At 34.5% G+C, this 23,943-nt stretch carries 21 protein-coding genes; 16 read left to right on the top strand and 5 right to left on the bottom strand.

Annotation, left to right across the window (positions count from 1 at the left end):
- The first annotated feature begins 52 nt into the window (after window positions 1-52).
- The 3 genes from ACYSNX_RS04275 (at window position 53) to ACYSNX_RS04265 (ending at window position 2,632) form a co-directional block, all read left to right on the top strand.
- Window positions 53-424 (top strand): hypothetical protein, encoded by a 372-nt coding sequence (locus ACYSNX_RS04275; protein ID WP_461753453.1) that lies wholly within the window; start codon window positions 53-55, stop codon window positions 422-424.
- A gap of 46 nt (window positions 425-470) precedes the next feature.
- On the top strand, window positions 471-1,136 hold the full coding sequence (locus ACYSNX_RS04270; RefSeq protein ID WP_461753452.1) for an alpha/beta hydrolase-fold protein: 666 nt from the start codon (window positions 471-473) through the stop codon (window positions 1,134-1,136).
- Between the two features lie 830 nt (window positions 1,137-1,966).
- The gene (locus ACYSNX_RS04265) at window positions 1,967-2,632 is read left to right on the top strand and encodes a DUF421 domain-containing protein (protein ID WP_461753451.1); all 666 of its coding nucleotides are present in this window, start codon (window positions 1,967-1,969) and stop codon (window positions 2,630-2,632) included.
- A 66-nt stretch (window positions 2,633-2,698) separates the two neighbouring features.
- Here ACYSNX_RS04265 and ACYSNX_RS04260 read toward each other — a convergent pair whose 3' ends face one another.
- The 3 genes from ACYSNX_RS04260 to ACYSNX_RS04250 form a co-directional block, all read right to left on the bottom strand.
- Window positions 2,699-3,394, bottom strand: a complete 696-nt coding sequence (locus ACYSNX_RS04260) for a hypothetical protein (protein ID WP_461753450.1) — start codon at window positions 3,392-3,394, stop codon at window positions 2,699-2,701.
- A gap of 243 nt (window positions 3,395-3,637) precedes the next feature.
- Entirely contained in the window at window positions 3,638-4,210 is a 573-nt protein-coding gene (locus ACYSNX_RS04255; RefSeq protein WP_461753449.1) for a DUF4136 domain-containing protein, read from the bottom strand.
- Window positions 4,211-4,595: 385 nt separating this feature from the next.
- Window positions 4,596-5,387, bottom strand: coding sequence for an ion transporter (locus ACYSNX_RS04250; protein ID WP_461753448.1), 792 nt, complete (start codon window positions 5,385-5,387; stop codon window positions 4,596-4,598).
- 575 nt (window positions 5,388-5,962) lie between these two features.
- On the opposite strand from ACYSNX_RS04250, the gene ACYSNX_RS04245 reads away from it, so the two are divergent.
- The 10 genes from ACYSNX_RS04245 to ACYSNX_RS04200 all read left to right on the top strand — a co-directional run bounded on the left by ACYSNX_RS04245 (window position 5,963) and on the right by ACYSNX_RS04200 (window position 19,747).
- Window positions 5,963-7,015, top strand: a complete 1,053-nt coding sequence (locus tag ACYSNX_RS04245; protein ID WP_461753447.1) for a linear amide C-N hydrolase — start codon at window positions 5,963-5,965, stop codon at window positions 7,013-7,015.
- 19 nt (window positions 7,016-7,034) lie between these two features.
- Window positions 7,035-8,168, top strand: coding sequence for a linear amide C-N hydrolase (locus tag ACYSNX_RS04240; RefSeq protein ID WP_461753446.1), 1,134 nt, complete (start codon window positions 7,035-7,037; stop codon window positions 8,166-8,168).
- 381 nt (window positions 8,169-8,549) lie between these two features.
- Window positions 8,550-9,944, top strand: coding sequence for a glutamate decarboxylase (locus ACYSNX_RS04235; protein WP_461753445.1), 1,395 nt, complete (start codon window positions 8,550-8,552; stop codon window positions 9,942-9,944).
- A 100-nt stretch (window positions 9,945-10,044) separates the two neighbouring features.
- Complete coding sequence (locus ACYSNX_RS04230) at window positions 10,045-11,133, top strand: porin (protein WP_461753444.1); 1,089 nt, start codon at window positions 10,045-10,047, stop codon at window positions 11,131-11,133.
- Between the two features lie 170 nt (window positions 11,134-11,303).
- Entirely contained in the window at window positions 11,304-12,698 is a 1,395-nt protein-coding gene (locus ACYSNX_RS04225) for a TolC family protein (RefSeq protein ID WP_461753443.1), read from the top strand.
- 10 nt (window positions 12,699-12,708) lie between these two features.
- The gene (locus ACYSNX_RS04220; RefSeq protein WP_461753442.1) at window positions 12,709-13,695 is read left to right on the top strand and encodes an HlyD family secretion protein; all 987 of its coding nucleotides are present in this window, start codon (window positions 12,709-12,711) and stop codon (window positions 13,693-13,695) included.
- 12 nt (window positions 13,696-13,707) lie between these two features.
- Window positions 13,708-14,874, top strand: a complete 1,167-nt coding sequence (locus tag ACYSNX_RS04215; protein WP_461753441.1) for an ABC transporter permease — start codon at window positions 13,708-13,710, stop codon at window positions 14,872-14,874.
- Window positions 14,867-16,138, top strand: a complete 1,272-nt coding sequence (locus ACYSNX_RS04210; RefSeq protein WP_461753440.1) for an ABC transporter permease — start codon at window positions 14,867-14,869, stop codon at window positions 16,136-16,138. The genes ACYSNX_RS04215 and ACYSNX_RS04210 overlap by 8 nt, the downstream gene beginning before the upstream one ends.
- A 181-nt stretch (window positions 16,139-16,319) precedes the next feature.
- Complete coding sequence (locus ACYSNX_RS04205; protein ID WP_461753439.1) at window positions 16,320-17,747, top strand: amino acid permease; 1,428 nt, start codon at window positions 16,320-16,322, stop codon at window positions 17,745-17,747.
- Between the two features lie 542 nt (window positions 17,748-18,289).
- Window positions 18,290-19,747, top strand: a complete 1,458-nt coding sequence (locus tag ACYSNX_RS04200; protein ID WP_461753438.1) for an amino acid permease — start codon at window positions 18,290-18,292, stop codon at window positions 19,745-19,747.
- A 216-nt stretch (window positions 19,748-19,963) separates the two neighbouring features.
- Here ACYSNX_RS04200 and ACYSNX_RS04195 read toward each other — a convergent pair whose 3' ends face one another.
- Together ACYSNX_RS04195 and ACYSNX_RS04190 are read right to left on the bottom strand one after the other, a co-directional pair.
- Window positions 19,964-20,257 (bottom strand): cupin domain-containing protein, encoded by a 294-nt coding sequence (locus tag ACYSNX_RS04195; RefSeq protein ID WP_461753437.1) that lies wholly within the window; start codon window positions 20,255-20,257, stop codon window positions 19,964-19,966.
- A 59-nt stretch (window positions 20,258-20,316) separates the two neighbouring features.
- Window positions 20,317-20,652, bottom strand: a complete 336-nt coding sequence (locus ACYSNX_RS04190; RefSeq protein ID WP_461753436.1) for a hypothetical protein — start codon at window positions 20,650-20,652, stop codon at window positions 20,317-20,319.
- Between the two features lie 293 nt (window positions 20,653-20,945).
- Here ACYSNX_RS04190 and ACYSNX_RS04185 point away from each other — a divergent pair, with 293 nt between their 5' ends.
- The 3 genes from ACYSNX_RS04185 (at window position 20,946) to ACYSNX_RS04175 (ending at window position 23,929) form a co-directional block, all read left to right on the top strand.
- Window positions 20,946-21,815, top strand: a complete 870-nt coding sequence (locus ACYSNX_RS04185) for a helix-turn-helix transcriptional regulator (RefSeq protein WP_461753435.1) — start codon at window positions 20,946-20,948, stop codon at window positions 21,813-21,815.
- Window positions 21,816-21,894: 79 nt separating this feature from the next.
- On the top strand, window positions 21,895-23,244 hold the full coding sequence (locus ACYSNX_RS04180) for an amidohydrolase (protein WP_461753434.1): 1,350 nt from the start codon (window positions 21,895-21,897) through the stop codon (window positions 23,242-23,244).
- A 22-nt stretch (window positions 23,245-23,266) separates the two neighbouring features.
- Window positions 23,267-23,929 (top strand): ankyrin repeat domain-containing protein, encoded by a 663-nt coding sequence (locus ACYSNX_RS04175; protein WP_461753433.1) that lies wholly within the window; start codon window positions 23,267-23,269, stop codon window positions 23,927-23,929.
- Window positions 23,930-23,943 lie beyond the last annotated feature (14 nt).

The raw sequence follows: 23,943 nt of genomic DNA, 5'->3' as shown, positions 1-23,943 counted from the left end.
AAAGGGATTTTCTTAATTTGCTTTAGAGTATAAAATGTAAAAAGTAACAACTATGAGAGAATTATCCCTACTATTTTGCTGTGTCTATTTTTGCTCTTCCTTATATGGGCAAGAATCTTTTAAAGAGTTAAGTCAAAGTACATTAGATTTTAGCTATAACGCCCAAAGTAAAGAAGAGCTTAAACAAGCTTTGGATAAATGGGAGAATCTAAAAAGGTTGTGCCCCGATAGTATTATGGACGTGCATAGATGGGAAATAGTTTCTGTTGCAAATCAAGTAGAACAAGATACCCTCTGCTTTAATATGCTCTTCGAGCTATTGCAAAATACAGTAGATGATGATGGAATACCTACTTTTGCTGAGGTTTTAGCACGATGCCCAGGAGGATTTCGATTTTTTGATGAGCAAGCCCTTATGCAGTAAGGTATAAGAAATTGCTCAAGGCCATAAAAAAAGCTACTATAAAGAATTGGACTTAGCCCAAGAAGAATTCTATAAGACTAAACAACTTCCAATAGATTCCACTAAAAGCGCAAGAGAGCTATATGAGCAGTTAAAGAATTATGCTCCTTATTTGGATAAAGAAAAAATTAACTACTCCCTTTCTTTTGCCATAAACGATACCTTAAATAGTTCTTTTTTAGTGCATTTACCTGCAAATTATAATCCTTCAAGGCGTTATCCCGTTCTTGTGGTCTTACATGGCGCAGTTCGTTTTACTAGACTGTCTGATTTTCAGGTTCCTTCTTTTGTATTGGGAGATTATCATCGTTATTATACGGAGATTGCCGATTTAAAGGACGTTATTTTAGTGTTTCCAAGCGCAGATAAAAACTATAACTGGATGACAAGTGATGCTGGTTTCTTTATGGTTCCTTCTATTGTTAGGATGATTAAGAAAACTTTGTCCATAGATGATAATAAAGTGTTTCTGACAGGACACTCTAATGGGGCAACTGGATCCTTTTCCTATTGGATGAAAGACCCAAGTGATTTTGCCGGTTTTTTTGGCTTTAATACGTATCCTAAAGTTTTCACCGGTGGTACTTTTGTAGAAAATGCTAAAAATAGCTCCTTTATCAATTTTTCAACAGATTTAGATTATTACTACCCACCATGTCAAATGATACCTTAATTAAAGTAGTGGACTATTTAGGGGCCCATTATAGGGATTATCGCTATAATGGATACCCACATTAGTTTCCAGAATTTAAAGCTGCCAGGCCTGCTGTGAAGATTCTTTTTTTAACTGTTTAAAATACAAAAAGGGATCCTTTACCTAAAGAAGTTCTTTGGCAATGAGATGATAATGCCAATGGAAGTATACACTGGCTAAGTACAATGCAATTGGATACCTTAAGTAGTGATTATAGACCTATTCCTAGGATTAATTTCCAAATTAGTAAATGGTTAGAATATAGTAAGTAAGAAGCAAAAGAAGATGACCTTATCGACGTAGAGGTACAAAGATAGGCCTTTTGTTTTACCCGAAAGTCTGTTAAAATTCAGGCAAATTACAATCAAAATATTTTTAAATTAACTAGTCAAAACGTAACTTCTTTTGTGTTTTGGTTTCTCCAGAGCAAATCAATATGCAAGAAATTGTTTTGATTTATGTCAATGAGCAGCTAGTATTTAATCAAGTAGTGGGGTATGATAAAGAGCTTATGCTAGAGAATTTTAGTAAGAACCAGCACAAGGATAGGCTTCGGGGAAATATGATATGTATAGATTTTTTAAAGTAGTATGAGGTAGAGTGTAAAAAAGATAGATAAATCACTGTAAATCAACGAATATAACTTGAGTTAGTAGTGCGGGAAGCTTTTTTGTTTTACTTGGATTAACTAACTTTAATACAGTGGTTATAGTAGGTAGAACCTCCAAAGGCAATAGGGTACTTTTTCGAAATATCTGCCTTTGGAGTTTTATACTTAAAGACCAATTTTCTCATCTAATTTTTAGACAATGGACTACCTTTACTTATTACTCAAATTATTAATCGGCTTTTTAATTATTATCCTGTATTTAAATTTCACAGGAAAAACTCAAGTTTCTCAAATGAATGCTATTGATTTAATAGGAAATTTTATTCTAGGAGGTATTCTAGGAGGGGTGATTTACAGTCCTAGTATTTCTATGCTACAATTTATTATCTGCCTATTTATGGCTATTGCCATAATTTATAGTTTGAATCTATTGGTTAAAAAGACTAATTTCTTTCGCTCTTTTGCCATTGGTAAACCTATTGTTTTAGTCAAGGATGGTAAATTCTGTTTGGATGCTATTAAAAACAAGCAAAATAAAGTAGATATGATAAGTCTAGCAAGTAATTTACGCATCCTAGGTTTTGATACCTTCTCCAAGGTTAATTTCCTACAAATAGAGCCAAATGGGCAATTAAGTGTTAGACCAAACACCAATGAGAGCTGTTTACCAGGTTACATCTTTTATGTACAAGGAGTATTGGATCAAGAATTTCTAACTCAAATAGAAAAAGATGAAGCCTGGGTTATGCACTGTTTGAAAACCGCTGGTATAGATTCATTAGAAAAGGTGTATTTGATAGAGTTCTTTCAAGACAAACTTTTTGTTCTATGCCAAGATGGAGAATTTAAACAGATTAAGTATTAATGTATATCCTTGTAAAGTAAGTTAATACCTGCTTGTATTGAGCTTATCTATTTTAAATCACTTAGGCTAGGCTAAGGGTTTATGGTTTTTCCTTTTATCCAAGCTTAAGGTTTTATAAATGAAAAAAGAAGATAGTAAGAGCACTACCGAAACAATGGTGATGTTAATTTGTTTATCATAAAGGCTGTTTAATTGCAGAATGAAACTCCCCGTGAAAGTAATACCTACAACTAAAAGTCCTGTTAATCCATAAATGGTTAAAGGGTATTTATATTTATAAGCTCGCGGGATATAAGTTTTTTTACTTTTAAGGGTATAGTATCCTACAAAGGCATAAGTAATCATTTGTAATCCAACAATTAATAAGAAGCATAAGAGCTGGGTATAATCGTCTTTAGGTGAATACTCTGTAAAGATTTGAAGTAGTAAGTAGCCCAGTGCTACAATAGTTGTGGGTAAAAACTGCCAAAGTAATAGTTTTCTCTTGCTTTTATAACTGGAGATTAAATCTTTTATTAGCAAATAGGAAAAAGGTCCATAAAAAAGCAGAAATGGACAATATAGTTCTAGGTCAATGGGATATAGTATTAAAAATTGTAGGAGTAAAATAAAACTACAATGACTTAGTATCAATATATTAACATATTGTAAAGCAGTACTTTGTTGGTTGAGATCTTTTAAATAAATTACTAGGTTAGCAATACAAACTAGTATAGTTAAAAGTAAGATGTAGTCCGGTATAATGGTAACTAACCTCTGCATCTGAAAAAGTTTAGGGATAATAAATAATAATAAACGACTCAAATATAATAAAGTTTATTAGTTCAAAAGAGGTTATAAGGTATTTCTATTTTAAATCTATGTTATTAAATTAATTAACTATGCGATAGTTCACTCTAGTAATACCCTTTACCTTAATTATAATTTTAAATATAAAGCCCCTATTAAGACAAGGCTTAATAGGGGCTTTACAACACACTATCTTACTTTAAAGAAGTATTGTTGTTATTTTTTCTTTGAAGCTCCTGGAGGATAGTTCGCCAATATGCTTGTTACATATTTTTGTACTAATGCTTCCACTTTAGCTTGGGTATTTGCACCACCTAATAAACCTGTACCAACACCTTGCCAAACCATTGACTTAGTAGCAGGATTTAAAATATCGATATATAATTTTCCTTCTAGTTCTGTTGTTACTGTTGTTGTTTCTTGTGGATCCCAGTAAGGAGTATATCCCCATCCGCCATAGTATCCATATGGCTCATAGAAATCAGGGTAGTTATAGTTGTTTTGAATATCTAATTCCTGTTGAGTTTTAGTAAAGATGTTTACTAAAATCTGGGGATTAGTAGTTGATTTTGTATATCCTTTACTCTGTAAATCTGCCTCAATAGCACTTAATACTGCTTGTTTAGTGATATCATCTAATTTACATTTTTCAATTCCTTCTTCAAAGAAATTATAGGTTCTAAATTGATTAAAGTTTACTGCTTGGTCATAATTAGAGGATACTTGGATTCCACAAGATCCCATAAAAAGCACAAGAGCTAATAAGGGTAAAAATTTAAATAATTTCATAATTTAACGTTTTAATATTAGTGATTCTTAATTAATGTTAAGGTACTAAAGATATTTTATATAAAGAATAGTTAAAGTGTTTTTTTTGTTCCTTTTTTTAAGAGTTTTACTCTTGTAATAATCCTTGTTTCTAAAGGATAAAAAGGAGTTGTAAAGCATGTACTAAGTGTTTTATTTACAGGCTTTTTTGTGTTTTTTTCCTTTCTATTCCTGCTGTTGCTAAGAAATTAAAAAATATAAAATAATATATTTTCAGTAGATCTTTTCTTATTGAAAGTGGAGGTGTAAAGTGACATAAAAGACTTAAAATAAGCAAAGAGGTGCTTTTTTAAGTAAAAAACACCTCTTTGCATATAAGAAATTACTTCATACAGATAAAGTAGATTTATTTAGGAATCTGAGGACTTTGATTAGGTTTTGGCGCGCCTCCCCCAAAGGTATCCTGCAATGGTGCTGCATTTGGATTTAATTGACTCAGATTGTTCTGAGCTAGAGAAAATTCTTCTGAAAACCCAGATGCTAAAACCCCAGTTGGTACGGCAAAGAAACCTACTCCTATAACAGATATTAAGCCACCTAAAATACGGCCTATCACTGTAACGGGAACAACATCTCCATACCCAACAGTAGTTAAGGTGATAATAGCCCACCACATGGATTCAGGTATACTTGAGAATTTTGTTGGTTGAGCTGCGTTTTCTGCATAATACATAGCCGTGGAGGAGATGATTAGTAGAAAAATCAATATTACAAAAGTTAATACAAGCTCATCTCTTTTTCTTCTAAGTACTCTAACTAGTAGATTTAATGCCGTTACATAACGAGCTACCTTAAAGATACGCAATAATCTAAAGATTCTTAAAAGGCGTAAAATGCGTAAATCAAAATACACGAAAGACAGAAAAAATGGTGCGATAGCCAAGAGGTCAATAATTTGCATGGCAGTAATTCCGTAGCGCAAACGACCTATAATTGGTTTTCTATACGCTGGATCACAGGTAATACTCCACATGCGTAAAATATATTCTAGGGTAAAGAATAATACAGAATACAAGGAGAAGGTATTGAAAAAGTCTCCAAATTTATCTTGTAAACTATTTACCGATTGAAGGATTAAAACAGTTGCATTAGCTAGGATAACTATAACAATAATTCCCATTGTTATTTTACTAGCCAATGTTTTAGAGTTAATATTCAATAAGGTATATATTTTATACCTAATAGGATGTTTTTGGTTGTAAGAGTCCATATTAATTAGGTCAATTATTCGACAAGTCAAGCATTAATTTGTTATAAGGCTGAAAAAAATACACATAGTGTTATTTTTTTAGATACCAATAAACAAGTTAAAGGTCTTTACACCCAAATGTAAAAGCTTTTTTGCAAATTTTATCAAAATTGGTCGCAATTTTTTTAGTTTACGCTTCTTTTTGTTTGTCTATAATCATTTTTTCACCAAATGTTGTATTTTACTTATATTTAAGAATAAATAGCCTACCGCGATAACTAAGGTTAATCTTAGGAAGTTCTTTCTATAGGAAGCAAGAGTAAAAGGTAATAGAAGTGTTAAAGGCTTTTATCAATGGATATGGAAGAATGTTTATAATTTTTATAAAAGTTTGTATAATTGTTATATCTTTATACTAAAGTCTAGTGGTTTTATTTTTAGGTTTAGAATAAAAAATTATAAAGGTTAATTTTTTTCCTAGACTTTATGTTATATTAAAACCATCCATTAAATATTATACCAGTATGAAGATAACTCCCACCATGAGTAATACACTTTTTTATTGTACTTCCTTAGCAATAACGGATCAAGATAAAAATATCTATCATGGACGTACCTTGGAATTTTCAACCTCGGCAATTCCATCTAGTATTTGTTATTACCCAAAGGGTACTAGTTTTGCTCCCATTACTAAGGACAACACACCTTTAATGGCCTTTGAGTGTAAGTATGCTATGCTTGGAGTGGGGATGCCAATGGACAATAATGGTAAAGGACTTGAAAAACAATTATTAGAAGGAGTAAACTCTCAAGGGTTATCCTTTAGTTTAAATATGAAAACTAATTCAGAGTTAGATGCTCAGGTAATAACAGATTATTCCAATGTGGTATCCTTTGATTGTTTAGGTCATTGGGCTTTGGCTAGTTTTGCTAATGTGAAGCAAATCAAAGAAGCTTTAAAAGGCCAAGTTTTCTATTGCAGGGAATTGGATGAAGTAGGTGGTATGAGCGCTCCGTTTCACTTTGCGTTTTACGATACTACAGGAGCTTGCTTAGTGGTAGAGATAAATTTTGGAAAAGTTTGCATCTACGATAACCCAACTAGGGTAATGACTAATGGACCTGAACTTCCATGGCATTTAACCAATCTTGATAATTATACCCATTTAACCAATTTAGATGTAAATCAGGGTTCTTTAGGTAATATGGCTATAAAACAGCCTGATTCTGGTATAGCCTTAGCAAGCTTGCCTTCTTCGGATACCTCTGTAGACCGATTTGTTCGTGCTACCTTCTATAGTAGCTTCGCTGAGCAAGCCTCTAGTGCACAAGGTGCCCTTTTAGAGCTTTCTCATATTATGAACAAGTTTGATAGACCAAAAAACATGAGCGTTTCAAAAAGCGATCCAACAAGTCCAAATGGACAACTCATATGTGAATATACTTTGTGGACTAGTTTAACGGATTTAAAAAACGGCCGTTTGTTAGTGCGCAGCTACAACAGCTTTAATTTTGTAGATCACAGTATTTCTGATTTTACTTCAAATACAGCACCTGTATATATTAATTTAGATTAACTAATAACCTTAAAATAGGATGAATACATCAAATCATTTACCAAACAGTGTAAACCAAGATACCCAAAGTGGGCAAGAAGTTAAATTTGTTGAGTATACACCATTTAGCCAAGAACAAATCCAAAGTAATATTCCTTTTGCTTGTACTTCTTTAATGATTAAGGATAAGCAAAATAATGTCTACCATGGTAGAACAATGGAATTTACAACCGATCAAATTGTAACTAATTTGACTTACTATCCAAAAGGACAAAAGTTTCAACATCCAGCTCCGGATAATACTCCAGGTCTTGCCTACCAGGCAAAATATCCTATGATGGCATTAACAGTGCCTGTAAGTAAGATAGATCCAATGGGAGCTATGCAAGGAGTGAACGATCAAGGACTGTCTTTTAGCTTAAATATGATGACGGATTCAGATTTAAAAGATCTACCAAGTTCTGCTTACCCAAATAGTGTTCCTTTTACTTCTTTTGGAGAATGGGCTATTGCAAACTTTGCTAATATAACAGAGTTAAAGCAAGGTATTAATACGGCTAGCTTTTGGAGTGAGTCTATTGCTTTAATTGGAGGATTAAAAGCTCCTTTCCACTTTGCTTTATACGATAGATCAGGACAAAGTGTAGTGGTAGAGGTAAGTCAAGGGGCATTAACTATCTATGATAACCCCACAGGAGTGATGACTAATGGTCCTGCATTTCCATGGCATCTAACAAACTTAAATAACTATTCTAATATGAATAATATGGAGGTTAATGTAAGTAAAATTGGAAAAATGACCTTAATGCAGCCAGATAGTGGAACTGCCACTTCTGTACTGCCTTCTTCAAGTACTTCAGTAGGGCGTTTTGTTAAGGCATTCTTCTTTTCCACTTTTGCCAATGTAGTAGATACTCCACAAAAGCAAGTTGTTGAACTTGCTCATGTGATGAATAATTTTGATAGACCAAAGAACATTTCTGCAATGAATGTTCCCTCGCCTGGTGATCCTAGCAAAACAACGTACATGACAGAATTTACCATTTGGACTGTACTAACAGATTTAAGCCAAGGAGAACTATACGTGAGAGCTTATGCAGATATGAATTATACTAAGTTCACTTTTGCTCAATATGCTCAAAGTACTCAGATGGTGAGTGTACCTTTATATTAATAGATCAATATTTAACGTGAATATTTTAAAAAAAGCTTTTTGTTTTAAACAAGAAGCTTTTTTTGTGTACTAATTTCCATGAGATTGTTGTTTTTTTAAAACTATCAAAAACCTATAAAATAGGTGGTATTTCTTTCGTTTTGCAGGTATGGTCTTTAATAGCACTCAAAATAATGCAATATGCATGGGATGATAGAGAGAGTTTATAAATAGTGTAGTAGTTGAAAAAATATTGAAGATAGGGCATTTCTATAAAGAGTGAATAATATCTAAAATAATTATAATTTAATCTTGAAATTATGTTAAAAATCATTATATTGTATTGTAATTAAGATTTGGGTCTTGATTGAATATTTAAATTAACACAAAAAATAAAAAATTATGGCATTACACGTTGTAAACCCTGGTGGAAAAGACGGGCAATATTCAGATGAATATTCTCAAGAGATTTCTTTAAAAGGACTTGCGAAGTACAAATTGAATGAGAAGTCAAGCGATTCAGCTACAGTACGCGATTTAATTCTAGATGAGATGTTACTAGATGGAAACGCGAAACAAAACTTAAACACATTTTGTCAGACAGGGGTAAGTGAGGATCTTCACATTATCATGGATAAATGTATTAACAAGAACGCTATTGACAAGGATGAATATCCGCAAACTGCAGAAATTGAGTCGCGTTGTGTGCATATTTTAGCAGATTTATGGAATTCTCCTGAGGCATCTGAAACTATCGGATGTTCTACTACAGGTTCTTCTGAGGCTGCGATGCTAGGAGGATTAGCGATGAAGTGGAGATGGAGAGAAAAAATGCAAAAAGCTGGAAAGCCAACGGATAAACCAAATATTATTACTGGTGCTGTTCAGGTATGTTGGGAGAAATTTGCACGTTATTTTGATGTAGAAATTCGTCAAATTCCAATGGAGCACGGAAGAATGGTTATGACCCCAGAAGAAGTATTAAAAAGAGTAGATGAGAATACTATCGGAGTAGTACCTACTTTAGGGATTACTTTTACTTTACAATATGAGGATGTTAAGCTTATCCATGATTGTTTAGATAAATTACAAAAAGATACAGGATTAGATATTCCTATTCACGTAGATGGTGCATCAGGAGGATTCTTAGCTCCATTTATCCAAAGAGATTTGGTATGGGACTTTAGACTTCCAAGAGTTAAATCTATTAATAGTTCAGGGCATAAATTCGGACTTTCACCAATTGGTGTGGGATGGGTTGTTTGGCGTGAGAAATCAGATTTACCAGAAGGATTAATCTTTAATGTTAACTACTTAGGTGGAAACATGGCAACTTTTGCACTTAACTTCTCTCGTCCAGGAGGACAAATAATGGGGCAATACCATAACTTTTTAACCCATGGTCGTGAAGGATATACTAAGATTCAGCAGGCTTGTGCGGATCATGGACAGTATATTGCTGAGCAAGTGAAAAAAATGGGACTTTTCGACATTGTTTATGATGGGGTAGGAGGAGTTCCTGGGGCTGCTTGGATTCTTAAAAAAGGAATCGATCCAGGGTTCAACCTATATGAGTTATCGGACCGTATGCGTACACGCGGATGGCAAGTACCATCGTACAGCTTACCAAATAACTGTGAGGATTTAGTAATCCAACGTGTATTAATCCGCCATGGTTTCTCTAGAGATATGGCTGACTTAATGTTAACAGACTTACAACACTGTATTGACTACTTTAAGAAACATCCAGTTTCTGTTCCTTTAACTAAAGAGGAAGGAACTAGCTTCCACCACTAGGAAGAAGTTCGTTATTGTAATGAATTAATGTAAATATAAAAGCCAAGCTGTTTTTTTTTAAATAGCTTGGCTTTTTAATTGCAAATTTTAAACTAGGCCTATGAGAAAAATATTATTTTTTGTTGCTTTTATCTGTCTTTCCACAGCAGGATATGCTCAACATAGGGAAGACGAGGATTTAAATAAAAAACTGGAGTGGGACGATGAGATGCTAAATATTATGTTAGATACTCGTTATGATTTTCGCTATATCTTAGATAATGGTAAAAATGATAATAAGGGGTTTCATGCCGATATATTAAAGGTACTCTTTGTAGGAGATATTACCCCTAAGGTCCATTATCGCCTTCGTCAACGTTTAAATAAAGATCAATCACCGGATAATCGCGATGGGTTATCCTCGGCTACAGATCAGGCTTGGGTTAGTTTTGATTTTGCCCCGAATTGGAATGTTAAAGTAGGTATGCAATCCATTCAGTTTGGAACCTTTGAGTATAATTACAACTCTGCTGATGTTTACTCTCCAACTACTATTTATAACGACTTAACTTCTTCGGCTGTAGGAGTTAATGTATCCTATCAATGGAAAAATCAAGTGTTCAATGCTCAAATTATCAACTCTCCATATAGCGAATTCTCCGATAAGAAGAACGAGGATAAAACTTTAGCTTATAATGTTTTATGGGTAGGAAGTCTTTTTGATGGAGTTTATAAAACGCGTTGGGGATACGGACTTTTTGAGCATACCGATAGTCAGTTCTACAATTGGTTTACCGTTGGTAATCAAATTAACGTTGGTAAATTCACAACCGAATTGGATTATTATATAGGAGATAGACAAATGGATTATAATTCTATTGTTTCTATAGCTCCTAATGAATTGCGTTTAGTAGAAGATCAAGCAGTATCTGCTAAATTCGAATATAATTTTGGAAAATGGCGTCCTTTTATCAAAGGGGTATATAGCCAGCGTTTTGATAAAGAGTTAAATGCTCAAGCTTATAATGTAAAAGGAGGGGAGGCTGTAGTGGAATTTTATCCATTTACCAGTGAGCTTTTGAAAGACTTGCGTTTTCATACCGCTTATTCTTATACTTCAACGGAATTCAAAAATGAGTATGAAAGTTTACCTACTAAAAACGAAACCCGAATATTAGTAGGAATTCGCTGGCTGTTTAAAGTTAAATAGTTAGGCAGTTACCTATAGTAGATTAATATATAAAAATTAGAAAAAGCACCACTAATAATGGTGCTTTTTACATTAATTATGGTAATGATAAGTTAAAAATATTGGTATTTAATAGGGTTTAATTGTTAAAAAGTACTTATATTTGAAAGTATAAACAAGAATTTAATTTAATGAAAATTTTAGAGTTAAGGAGCTACCTTTTATTCACAATAATAGGAGCTACTTGTTTGTTTTTCTCAGGTACTGCCTATAGCCAAAGTATGACCTTTTCACAGGCTTATCAGCAAATGAATAAGGATAATAGTAGCTTGAAGGCATCGGAGAAGATGGAGCAAGTACAAAGTTTTAAGGAAAAAGCCGTTAAAGGTTTGCGCTATCCAAGTATCAAGGCTTATGGTATGGGGCTTTGGACGGACCGTTCTTTGGGAATCAATTTAAATGGGCTTCGTAATGGCGTAGCTGATTTTATCCAAATTCCTGATGCTAATGCACTAGGGGATTGGAAAATGGATTTCAATAAACGCGATATGGTCTTAGGAGGCTTTTTAGCTACTATGCCACTTTATACAGGTGGTAAAATAAACGCAGCTATTGATGCAGAGAAGATCCAAAGTGAAATTGCGGCGACTGAATTAGACAATGTGCAAAGTGCTTTAGTAACCGAACTAGCTGAGCGTTACTTTATGGTTAAGCTAGCCGAGCAAGCTGTGCAGGTAAAAAGACAAGTGCTTAAAGCTATGGAGAAACACCTTTCAGATGCTACAAAATTAGAAGCACATGGAATGATTGCTCCAGTAGAGAAATTAGTAGCAGAGGTTGCTGTTTCCGAGGCGAATAGAGAATTGGAAGCTGGCATTAAAGATGCTGCTTTAGCTCGTATTGCTCTAGCTAATACTCTAGAAGTAGATAGTGTACAAGAAGATTTATCTAGTGAGTTTTTTCAAGTAGATAACTTAGAGACAATGGAGTTTTACCGTAATGCAGCTCAGGAGAATTATCCATTACTTCAAAAAATTGAATTAGAAAAACAGTTAGCCCAGCAAGGGGTTAAAGTAGCAAGAAGTGGTAGGCTACCAACAGTTGTTGCTTTTGGTCAAACTATTTTAGCTCATAATAACCCAATAAGCGGTTTAGATATTTTATATAATAACAACAAACCTTGGACCATTGGTGTAGGAGTGAGTTACTCTTTATTTGAAGGGTTTAAAACTAAAAATGAAATAAAAGCTGCTAAAGCAACTGTTGAAGGAGTAGAATACTTACAAACTAAGGCTATTAGTGATGTTAGAATGCTTGTAGCTAAATTATACCAAGATTTAGAAAAGCAACAAGAGCAAATTGCTAATCTTAAAGTACAGTTAGAATTGGCTCAAGAGTTTGTACGCGTTAAAACAAGAGCCTTTGCAGAAGGATTTGCTACCTCTTCTGATGTAGTGGATGCTGAAGTTGCTTTATCTGTAGTACAACTTTTAACCCTTGAGTCTCATTTTCAGTATGCAGTGGAATTAGCTGCTTTATTAGAACTAGCTGGAATGAGTAAGAACTTTTTACAATACACTAATTAAATTCAAGACAATGAAAAAAAATATTATAAATGCATTAGTAGGTATATTAATCATAGGAGTGGTTCTAGGTGTCTCTTTATGGTATATGGCGGCTCCGGATCAGTCTTATATGCAAGGACAAGTAGATGCAACGCAAATTAATGTAGCTTCAAAAATTCCAGGTAGAGTAGAGGAGATTTTTGTCATAGAAGGGCAGGATGTAAAAAAAGGAGATGTATTGATGCAAATCAGTACACCGGAGATTGATGCAAAACTAGCCCAAGCTCAAGCTTTAGAAAAAGCTGCCCAAGCGGTAGATGATAAAGTAAAAGCTGGAGCAAGAAAAGAAGAAGTGCAGGCAGCTTTCAATATGTGGCAACAAGCTAAAACAGGAATGGATTTAGCAAAGAGTACTTATGAAAGAGTGCAAAATTTATATGATGAAAAAGTTGTACCTGCTCAAAAAAGAGATGAGGCTTTTGCTCAATATAAAGCTTCTATGGAAATGGAAAAGGTGGCTTTATCTAATTATACAATGATTAAAGATGGCGCTAGAGTGGAAGATAAAAAGGCTGCTTTAGCCATTGTGGAACAAACACAGGCCGGAGTACAAGAAGCGGATATCTTTAAGTCAGAAGGCCAAGTAAAAGCGCCTCGTGATGGACAAGTTCTTACTATTATGCCTAATGCTGGCGAAATTATTAACGCAGGTTATCCACTTGTTAATTTAGTAGACTTAGACGATGTGTGGGTGTTTTTTAATGTAAGAGAAGATTTAATGCCACATTTTAAAATGCATACTCAAATACCAGCAATTATTCCTGGATTGGGCAATCAAGAGGTGATGTTAGAGGTACGTTATATTGCAGCTCAAGGAGATTACGCTACATGGAGTGCGACTAAAACAAAGGGTGATTTTGATATGAAGACTTTCTTAATCAAGGCTTATCCTACTACTAAAGTAGAGGGATTACGCCCAGGAATGAGCGCTTTAATTGATCAAAAGAACTTGAAGTAAAATTAATTTAACGTGAAGAAAGGATTTTCAGTAATTTTTAAAGAAGAGGTAAAAAGGCTTTTTACTACTCCGCGGTTGATTTTATTAACCTTTGGGGTACCTATATTCCTTTTTATATTTTATATCTCTTTATTTAATCAAGGAGTTCCCACCAACTTGCCTATAGTGGTTTTAGATGATGATAAAAGTCAACTTTCGCGACAGTTAAAGATGATGGTACAGTCTACCTCTACCTTAGCAATTTATGAGGAAGTTGCCGATGCATTGCAGGGAGAGAAACTTATACGACAAGGAAAGGCATTTGCCATGATTATTATTCCGAAAGATTTTCAAAAAAACATACAGAAAAATTCTTATACAAGTGTAACTTGTTACTACAATGGGGAGTATATTTTACCTGGAGGTTTAATCATGGAGGAGTTTCAAACCTTGGGAATGATGTTCGCCGCTGGAGCTAGGATACAAACCTTAGAACAGGGAGGCTTAACCCCTGATCAGGCTCTAGCTATGGTAAACCCAATTAATACCGACTTTCATATATTGTTTAATCCATATACTAGCTACGCTATTTATCTGAACTTGTCTTTTATGCCAATGGCCTTTCAGATTGTTATGATGATAGTTAGTGTTTATGCTATAGGACGAACTTTAAAATACCAAAGAGGTCGGGAGTTACTTGATAAAGCAAATGGAAATGTTATGGTAGCAATGCTTGCTACCCTTTTGCCATATACCATTATATTTATGATTCTTGGTTTTTTCATGAACTGTTTGCTGTATTATGGGGTTGGAGTGACTTTAAATGGTAGCTTTTTAGTTGTTAACCTGATATTTTTAAGTTTTGTAATCGCTATTCAGTCTATGGCCTTCTTTTTGGCATCTATATTTGATAGTTTAAGGCTAGCTATGAATGTTGGGGCAGATTACGCAGCTTTGGCTTTCTCTTTTGCAGGATATACTTTCCCGGAAGATGGGATGAGTAATTTTATAAAAGTGATTAATTACATTTTTCCATTTACCTCCTATATGCGTTTCACTGTAGATTATGCTATGCGAGGGATAATGTTTGACACTAACCAATACGGTTATGCCATAGCAATCGCTGTATTTACTTGTATGGGTATGATAGGCATACCATTTTATGCGAAAAAATTACAAAAAGGAGGTTACGATGCTTAAAGGAACAATAGAAAATTTCGCCTCTATTATAACAGCGGCTATTACCGAGACAAAATTGATATTTAAAGATTTTGCGGTATACAGTATTTATATATTGGCCATTATGGCCGTATCGCTTTTGTATTCTTATGTATACACCAATGAGATATTTGTAAACCTTCCTATAGCTGTAGTTGATAATGATCAGACCTCTATGAGTAGGCAAGTAACTAGAATGTTAGATGCTTCTCAAGAGTTAGATGTTCATGTACAAAGTACTTCTTTAGAGGCTGCAAGAGAGCTTTTTAATCAAGAAAAGGTAAGGGTAATTGTCGTTATTGAAAAAGGCTTTACCAGAGATATTCAAAACGGAAACATTCCCACTATTGTGGGCTACATAGATACAGCTAATATTTTATATTATAAAGAAAGTTTGTCTACTTTAATGACTGTGGTTCAAACCTATGGTGGAGGATTGGAGCTTAGTAAAATGATGAGTGCAGGCATTCCTGAAACGGAGGCTATTGCTACACGGAGACCGTTTGATGTTAACGCATTTCCACTTTTTAATATTGCTGATGGATATGGAACTTTCGTATTACCTGTGGTGTTTATTATTGCTATTCAAACCTTGCAGTTAACAGGGCAAGGAATTTTATATGGTACTTTAAGAGAAAGAGGCATATTTGCCTCTACCTATAGTTTTGCAAGAAGAAGATTTGGAAGTATTTTTCTTACTTTAGGTAGAGCAATTCCCTATTTGTTTTTCTCTTTATTAGTTCTTTTGTTTGAATTAACAGTAGTAACCCATATTAACCGATTTCCTCAAAGGGGAAGTTTATGGGAGATAATGGTTTATGCTACTCCAATTATTTTAGCCATCACCTTTTTAGGTATGTTTTTAACCAATTGGTTCAGACGTAGAGAGGATGCTATTATGACCGTTACCATATTTTCTATCCCAACTTTAGCTTTATGTGGACTTTCTTGGCCAACGGTTTCCTTTCCAGCATGGCTGGCTATTTTAGCTAAATTTGTTCCAACTACCTTTGGAGTGCAAGGTTTTGTTGCCTTATCTCAATTTGGAGCTAAGTTAAGTGAAATTAAAGATTTGTATTTTCAAATATGGGCTTTGGCTATCTTTTACTTTGTTCTTGCATGTTGGACCAATCGCCGCTTATTGAAAGAAGATGATAAAGGGGATAAAACAGTAATACAGGCCAATGAGCATACTCAAGAAGTAACCAAAGAAGATCAGGCGCAAGCCAAGCAAGATGGGTATTAAAATATACGTATACCTTTAGGGTATCAAAAACTTTATTAACTATTTAAAAGTCCAAAACAGATGATTGTTTTGGACTTTTTTTTAACAGAAATTTATTGTAATTCGCTTTAATTTAGTATATTGGAATGGTATTGCGCTCAGCTTTAACATTTTTTGTTTTATAAATAATTCGTAAAATCATATGATTGATAAGCCAAATAATAATAATTTACCCATTAGGGTAATTGGGGTAAAGAACATCAGTAAGTTTGCTTTTTTCGCCATGACTGCTTCCTTGTTCGTGACGGTTTATGAATATCCTACCTTTGCACAAAGTGGAAAAACACTGATTTTCTTTTTAGTAACTTGCGGACTCTTTTGGTTTTTACCAGTGGCATTATGCTCCGCAGAGATGGCAACTTTAAAGGGTGATCAAAGCGGAGGAATTTTCTCTTGGGTAGGTAATACCCTAGGGACAAAAGCAGGATTCGCAGCCTTGTTCTTCCAGTGGTTCCAAGTTACGGTAGGTTTTGTAACGATGCTTTATTTTGTTATAGGTACTCTATCGGCGATTTTTGATATTCCTGCCTTAAACAATAATCCATGGATAAAGTTCTCCATGGTAGTTGGGATGTTTTGGCTCTTTACCTTATTGCAATTTAAAGGGACAAGCTTTACTGCTGGCTTTGCCAAGTACGCTTTTACAATAGGTATTATTTTACCTGTGGGTGTTATGTTGGTATTAGCTTTTATCTATATTGGTAAAGGACACCCAGTGTCTCCCGATTTTGCAAAAAGTAATCTGCTTCCTAAATGGAGTGATTTCTCGGCTATTACTGCCTTTGTTCTTGCCTATATGGGGGTAGAGGCCTCCGCTCCACATGCTACTTCTTTAAACAACTTTAAAAAGAGTTACCCATTAATTATGATTGCCCTTGTGGTAGTTGGAATTAGTTTAAGTACTATTGGAGGAAGTATTGTCTCTATGGTGCTAGTAGGGCCTATTTCTTCTAATGAGGGATTAATAGATGCTTTTAGCGCTCTTATATCTCCAGGAGAAATGTCTTGGATGGTATTGGTATTAGGGGGATTAATTTGCTTTGGTATTATAGGCCAGGTGTGCTCTTGGATTGTTAGTCCAACAGCAGGGCTACAGTATGTAGCAACTAAAGGATTATTACCTAAGCGTTTCCAAAGGCAAAATAAAAATGGGGTACCTACCTATATCTTATTTGTTCAAGGTTTAGTTGTTACGGTTTGGGCGGCAATTTTAACTTTTGGATCCAGTGGTAATGGAAGTAATATGTCTTTTGAAACGGCGATTTCTTTAACTGTGTTAATTTATTTAAGCGCCTATATTATATTTTTTATATCCTATTTTGTGGTGTTATTTCGCCATAAGGATATACCAAGGGCCTATGAAGTACCAGGTGGAATGTTTGGTAAGGTTACCATAGCCTCTATTGGCCTACTCTTATCCATTGTAGCTTTAGTTTGTGCTTTTGTTGTTCCTAGTACGATGTCTGCTGTGGAAGCCAAGACTTATATTGGTTTACTACTGATTTGTTTTGCCATCACATTACTAGCCCCCTTGATTCTTTTTTATATTTACAATAAAAAATGGAATTAGTAATTAATAAGTAGTTTACTAGTTAAAAAGCTTCCAGAAACATTTGCTTGTTTTTGGAAGCTTTTTTTATTCTCTATAGTCAAATTGACTAGGAGTGTGTGTAATATGCTTGTAAGTAGATTTTTGAAGGCGAACTACTTTCTCTTGGGATTGCTCTATTGTATTTAGTCGCACCTATAGTGCAATAGCCCTATAGTTGGAGTTTTTAGTGTTTTTTGCGAAATTATGTAATTAATATTGTTAATAGAAATCTAGTATTGTGAATTAATTGTAAAAATAATAGAGTTTTGTGTATAAAAGTATGTTAAAATTTATTATATTTGGTTATAGTCATGAGGGGCAGTGCTCTTTATAAATTATGTATTTTTTAAGGTTAAGTGTTGAGTTAGAAAAAAACCTTGAAAACAATCAAGGTTTTTTTCTTTTACTAATTAGCTTCACCCATCATTTCACAAGAGCTTTATGACCCAATCTCTCTTTTGAATTTACTTAAGATAGTTTGGTTTGACCACGAATCAATTTATTAACTATAATTTTACGCAATGGCAGAAACAAGTAATTCAAGTGCTAGCTCAGCACCTGCTTCAACAGCATCTAGCTCCCTAGCAGTACCTGGTTCGATGGGGAAGTTTGCATTCTTTGCAATGACGGCTTCTTTATTTTTAACCGTTTATGAGTATCCTACTTTTGCTCAAAGTGGGCAGACATTAATTTTTTACCTTATTATTTGTGGACTTTTTTGGTTTTTGCCCGTAGCTCTATGTGCAGGGGAATTAGCAACAGTCAAGGGTTATTCAGATGGAGGGATCTTCTCTTGGGTAGGTAAACCTCTGGGGGCTCCTGTTGGTTTTGCTGCAATATTTTTTCAGTGGTTCCAGATAACGGTAGGCTTTGTGACTATGTTTTATTTTATTATTGGAGTACTTGCTTCTATTTTGGATGTACCCGTTATTAATGAAGTACCTTGGATTAAATTCTCTGTAGTATTAGTATTATTTTGGTGTACCACATTTATACAGTTTAGAGGTACTGACTTCACGGCAAAAATTGCCAAGTACGCCTTCTCTTTGGGAATTGTTTTACCAGTTGGTGCTTTGACTATTTTGGCGATTATCTACTTTAATAATGGTCATACGATATCTACCGATTTCACAGGTGTACCTTTTATTCCAAAAGATGGAAACATTGCTGCAATGACTGCTTTTGTACTAACTTATATGGGAATAGAGGCTTCTGCTCCTCATGCAACAGGTTTAAAGAACTTCCAGAAAACCTATCCTTTAATTATGCTTGGTTGTGTGGTTGTGGGAGTTGTTTTATGTACTCTTGGCGGAAGTATTGTAGCTATGGTAATTACTGGGGATATTTCTTCTAACGAGGGGTTAATTGACGCCTTTAGAATATTAATCTCTCCTGGGAAAAACTCATGGGCTGTGATACTCATGGGATTATTGATTTGCTTTGGAATTTTTGGACAAGTTTCCTCTTGGGTAGTGGGACCTACTTCTGGATTACAATATGTAGCAGAGCAAGGTTATCTTCCAGCTCGTTTTGCTCAGAAAAACAATAAAGGTGTACCTACTTTTATCCTTATTATTCAAGGTATTATTGTTACTATTTGGGCTGCAGTGTTAACTTTTGGATCTGGAAGTAATAGTGCTAACATTTCTTTCCAAACTGCCATCTCTTTAACTGTTCTAATTTATTTAAGTGCCTATATCTTATTTTTCATTGCCTATTTTGTAGTTATTTTCTGGCATAGTGATGCGCCTAGAGCTTATGCTGTTCCGGGTGGAAAAATAGGTAAAATACTATTCGGAGGAGCTGGTTTAATTATGTCTGTATTGGCTATTTCAGCGGCATTCTCTATACCTTCTTCTATGAGTAAATCCGAAGGAGAAACCTACATGGTTATTTTAATATGCAGTTTTATAGGTACTATTTTAGCCCCATTTATTATCTATTGGATATTTAATAAAGGAAAAGATTCTAAAATGTAAGTATTTAGTTTTTTAAAAATAAGAAAACGAATCCATTTTTTTATAGTCAAAAGCCCCTTTGAGTTATTAACGTAGCTTAGAAGGGGTTTTTTTAATTATATAATAGACCTGTGTGCATAATGGCTTGAATGGGTTGCCTACAAAAAATAAAAGCTAGTACTCTTTACTTTTAGTACTAGCTTTTGCTTTAAAATTAGAAGTTTCATTGTTGCCTATTTATTTCAATAATAGGGCCTCACTATCTTTAAGGGCCTCTACCCAATGGGGTACATTCTGTGGTATATTTACATATTGTCCTTGCTGTAAAGATATAGGAGACTGGTCCTTTTGATGGTATACCAAATGGCCCTGCACACAAATAAGCAGCGCCTTTATAGCAGTAGTATGTTCTTTTATAATAGCGCCTTTTTGCAGGTAAATACTAACGGTTTTACCTGTTTTCCCTTCAAAGAGAAGTTTTGCTGAAAAATCGCTTTCTTTTTCATGGAGGTCTTTTAAATTCTTAGCCATAGTTATCAAATAAGGTGTCTAGTTATGCCATAATGGGACAATCTTTAATCTTTTGGATGTTATTTTGTCCAATCATCTTTTTGGTCAATAATCTCAACAGTGATTTGATCCACAATTGCAGATGCTTTATCGCTAGAGGAAATACCATAACCATTTACAAATACACCTTTAACGCTGTTTTTTCTATTGGTAATAGCATACAAGATGGACTCGTCATCGGCATCATTTTGTGGTGCAAAACGGTAAATCTTATCAATCACTAAGTCTTCAATTTCTCCTAGGTCATGGTTGTTCTGATCTCTTTCTTGTACCTCCAGTAAGTTAAAGTCCGCTGTGTATCCTCTTTTCTTTAGGATATTAATCACTTGAGATAAGGTTTTTTCTGTGTGTATCATGATTGTATGGTTTTAGGTTACTTGCTTAAATTTAAGCATATTAAGCGGGTTATAAAAAAATATTTGGTTAAATGTTCGCACTTTAGTCACTTTTTTCTTCTTTTGTTGGTTTATTTTTAGAATAAAAAAACAGCCCTGTACACTTGAGGCGGTAATCCTACTGGGTAGAAGTTTATCTTATAAAGGGGTGCCTATAAGAGTATTGGTTTACAGAGTGGTTTCTCACAAGGTTTTTGTATTTTTACTTTGTTATAGTCCCAAATAGCAAGCAAACTATTTAAAATTTTTATAGAATGAATAACAAACAAGGCCATATGGATTTATCCTCCAAAGAGTTACTTCAAATGCAAGCGTTTCGATCGGAACAAAAGGCGGGTAATCAACAGGTTATTTTCAATACTTTAGATGGGCAAAGAAGTATTAAAAAAGCCCATAGCCATGATTTTTTCGTTATCATTCTCTTTGATAAAGGAAGTGGAGTCCATACCATTGATGCAGTGGATTATCCCATTGGCGATAAAGAGATACATGTACTTTTTCCCGATCAGTTGCACAAATGGGAAATAAACGCCTCTACTAAAGCCTATCAGCTCATGGTAGAGAGAAGTTTCTTTGAGCGTTTTGCTCCTTATTTTCGTTTTTCCTTTACCAATTATCAAAACAACCCTGTAATAAAGTTAGACTCATCTACTTATGATTTATTGCATTATGAGTTTGAGGCTATTTTAAATGAACTAGAAAATAGAGATATCCTATTGGATATTATAAGGGCTAGAGCTGGGGTAATTGCGGCTATATTAAGCAAACAAGCCCAAGGATGCTTTTCTGAGTTTAAAGTCTATCAGAGCAATACCCGTTTGGCGGAGTTTAATATGCTAATCGATAAGTTTTACAAAGAGCATAAAAATGTTGGCTTTTATGCTAAAGAGCTGCATATTACGGCTAATTATTTAAATGTGCTTTGTAAAAAACATTTAAAGCTGTCTGCTAATAGTTTGATAACTAGTAGGGTGGTTCTTCAGGCAAAGCGTTTATTAGAGAATACAGATCTATCTATTAAAGAGATTTCTCAGGAGTTAGGGTTTGTGGACCAGGCCTATTTCTCCCATGTATTTAAAAACCACACCTCTATGTCACCAAGAGATTTTCGTATAAATAGATAAAAATTACAAATATCAGGTGGATTTCTAAAGATAGTTTCTTTCTTTATTTTGCAATTTTGTATTTCAATAAAACACTTATATGAATAAAAATAATATATCACGTAAAGATTTTTTAAGAAATTCTATCTTGGGTATGGCTAGTATTTCTCTTGCGCCAAGCCTGTTATATGCTAAAGATAATAATAGTAATAGCAAAACGATGACTGAACTGCAAACAAAAAACTCTCCAGAGAACTATAGTATAAAAAACGTACGTTTAGAGACGGGATTTGAGTATGAAGACAATCAGGTTATTGCTACTAAGACAAACCTATTTACCTTAGATATACAAGGGGATCAGATTGTAAATGTAAGAGAAAACAACCCAAGTGAAGATTGTTTAGATGCCAATGGACTACTGGCCCTGCCAGCTTTTAAGGATATGCATATTCACCTTGATAAAACATTCTATGGCCAGAAGTGGCAAGCTGTACGACCAAGAAAAGGAGGTGTAAAGCAAATGATTGCTTTAGAGCAGCAGACTCTAGGAGAAATGCTAGAGCACTCTAAAGATAATGCCCAAAGCTTAATCGAGCTTTTACATAGTAAGGGGAGTTATTTTGCACGTAGTCATGTCAATATTGAACCTACTTCTAAATTAAAGTCCTTGACTAATTTACAAGAAGTATTAGAGAATAATAAAGATGTTTTTTCAACTGAATTAGTAGCCTTCCCTCAACATGGATTGTTTTATACCGATTCCATGCCTTATATGGTGGAAGCTGCAAAAATGGATATCGATTTTATTGGAGGTCTTGATCCCACGAGCATCGATGGAGATTTACAAAAGAGCATGGATGCAACTTTGCAATTGGCCTTAGATTACAATAAGGGAATAGATATCCACTTACATGAAACAGGCCCTTCAGGAATTAAGACCATTGAATATTTAATAGACCAAGTAGATAAAAACCCTGAATTAAAAGGAAAAACATACCTAAGTCACGCTTTTGCTCTAGCAGTTGCCTCCCCAGAGAAACAAAAAGAGTTAGCCCAAGGTTTAGCGGCTAATGATATTGGTATTATGTCTACTATTCCAATGGGTAAACTAATTATGCCAATTCCACTGTTAAAACAGTATGGAGTTAGGGTGAGCGCTGGAAATGATAGTATAGTGGATCATTGGAATACCATGGGAACGGGAAGCGTGTTGCAAAAAGCCAATTTAGCTAGCGCCCTGTATAATCAAACAGATGAATTTGGATTGTCCAGAAATCTTGCTTTGGCTACACAGGGGATTACTCCATTAGATGATAAAGGACAAGTGCAATGGCCGCAAAAAGGTTCACAGGCAAATATTGCCTTTTTAGATGCAAGCTGTTCTGCAGAGGCAGTATCTAGAATATCGCCTGTAAAGAGCTTGATTCACAAAGGAAAAGTAGTGTATTAATAAAGTTTAAAACGATTGTATTATGAGAAAATTACTCTTTTTGTTTACACTAGTCTTCATAAGCACTAGTTGTCAAAGTCAAAATGGAACAATAGAAAATACGGTAGATATGGATATAGTTGATTTAGTAAAAAACAGACAGTTAGATAAGGTTAAACTCGCTTTAGAACAAGGAGCTAATGTTAATAGTACAGATTCCAGCAATAACCCATTAATACTTATAGCAACTTTAAATAAAGATAATGCTATGGCTAATTTATTAGTAGACTATAAAGCAGATGTCAACTTACAGGGCAATAATTTAGATAGCGCCTTTTTGTACGCTGGAGCTAGTGGACAAACCCAGTTAGTAGAACTGTATTTAAACAATGGGGCTAAGTTTGATGTCTTTAATCGCTATAATGGCTCTGCTTTAATTCCCGCAAGTGAAAAAGGACATATAGAAACCGTTAAGCTTTTAGCCAATTGGCCAGGGTATCCAGTGAATCACGTTAATCGTCTAGGATGGACAGCGTTAATGGAGGCAGTTGTCTTAGGAGATGGTTCAAAGACCTACCAGGATGTTATTCAAATTCTATTAGATGCATCTGCGGATAAAAATATTCCGGACTCTAAGGGAGTGAGCGCTCTAACCCATGCCAAAAGAATGGGGTATACTAAAATAGCTCAAATGTTAGAGGATTAGGTACTTAGAGGTTG

It is taken from the genome of Myroides sp. LJL115 (assembly GCF_054871665.1).
This window is presented reverse-complemented; position numbering and strand designations above follow the sequence as displayed.

Bases quoted from the DNA above. Each gene is read 5' to 3' on its own strand.
- ACYSNX_RS04275 (WP_461753453.1), top strand. From the start codon at position 53: ATGAGAGAATTATCCCTACTATTTTGCTGTGTCTATTTTTGCTCTTCC.
- ACYSNX_RS04265 (WP_461753451.1), top strand. From the start codon at position 1,967: ATGGACTACCTTTACTTATTACTCAAATTATTAATCGGCTTTTTAATT.
- ACYSNX_RS04260 (WP_461753450.1), bottom strand. From the start codon at position 3,394: ATGCAGAGGTTAGTTACCATTATACCGGACTACATCTTACTTTTAACT.
- ACYSNX_RS04255 (WP_461753449.1), bottom strand. From the start codon at position 4,210: ATGAAATTATTTAAATTTTTACCCTTATTAGCTCTTGTGCTTTTTATG.
- ACYSNX_RS04245 (WP_461753447.1), top strand. From the start codon at position 5,963: ATGAAGATAACTCCCACCATGAGTAATACACTTTTTTATTGTACTTCC.
- ACYSNX_RS04240 (WP_461753446.1), top strand. From the start codon at position 7,035: ATGAATACATCAAATCATTTACCAAACAGTGTAAACCAAGATACCCAA.
- ACYSNX_RS04235 (WP_461753445.1), top strand. From the start codon at position 8,550: ATGGCATTACACGTTGTAAACCCTGGTGGAAAAGACGGGCAATATTCA.
- ACYSNX_RS04230 (WP_461753444.1), top strand. From the start codon at position 10,045: ATGAGAAAAATATTATTTTTTGTTGCTTTTATCTGTCTTTCCACAGCA.
- ACYSNX_RS04225 (WP_461753443.1), top strand. From the start codon at position 11,304: ATGAAAATTTTAGAGTTAAGGAGCTACCTTTTATTCACAATAATAGGA.
- ACYSNX_RS04220 (WP_461753442.1), top strand. From the start codon at position 12,709: ATGAAAAAAAATATTATAAATGCATTAGTAGGTATATTAATCATAGGA.
- ACYSNX_RS04210 (WP_461753440.1), top strand. From the start codon at position 14,867: ATGCTTAAAGGAACAATAGAAAATTTCGCCTCTATTATAACAGCGGCT.
- ACYSNX_RS04205 (WP_461753439.1), top strand. From the start codon at position 16,320: ATGATTGATAAGCCAAATAATAATAATTTACCCATTAGGGTAATTGGG.
- ACYSNX_RS04200 (WP_461753438.1), top strand. From the start codon at position 18,290: ATGGCAGAAACAAGTAATTCAAGTGCTAGCTCAGCACCTGCTTCAACA.
- ACYSNX_RS04195 (WP_461753437.1), bottom strand. From the start codon at position 20,257: ATGGCTAAGAATTTAAAAGACCTCCATGAAAAAGAAAGCGATTTTTCA.
- ACYSNX_RS04190 (WP_461753436.1), bottom strand. From the start codon at position 20,652: ATGATACACACAGAAAAAACCTTATCTCAAGTGATTAATATCCTAAAG.
- ACYSNX_RS04185 (WP_461753435.1), top strand. From the start codon at position 20,946: ATGAATAACAAACAAGGCCATATGGATTTATCCTCCAAAGAGTTACTT.
- ACYSNX_RS04180 (WP_461753434.1), top strand. From the start codon at position 21,895: ATGAATAAAAATAATATATCACGTAAAGATTTTTTAAGAAATTCTATC.
- ACYSNX_RS04175 (WP_461753433.1), top strand. From the start codon at position 23,267: ATGAGAAAATTACTCTTTTTGTTTACACTAGTCTTCATAAGCACTAGT.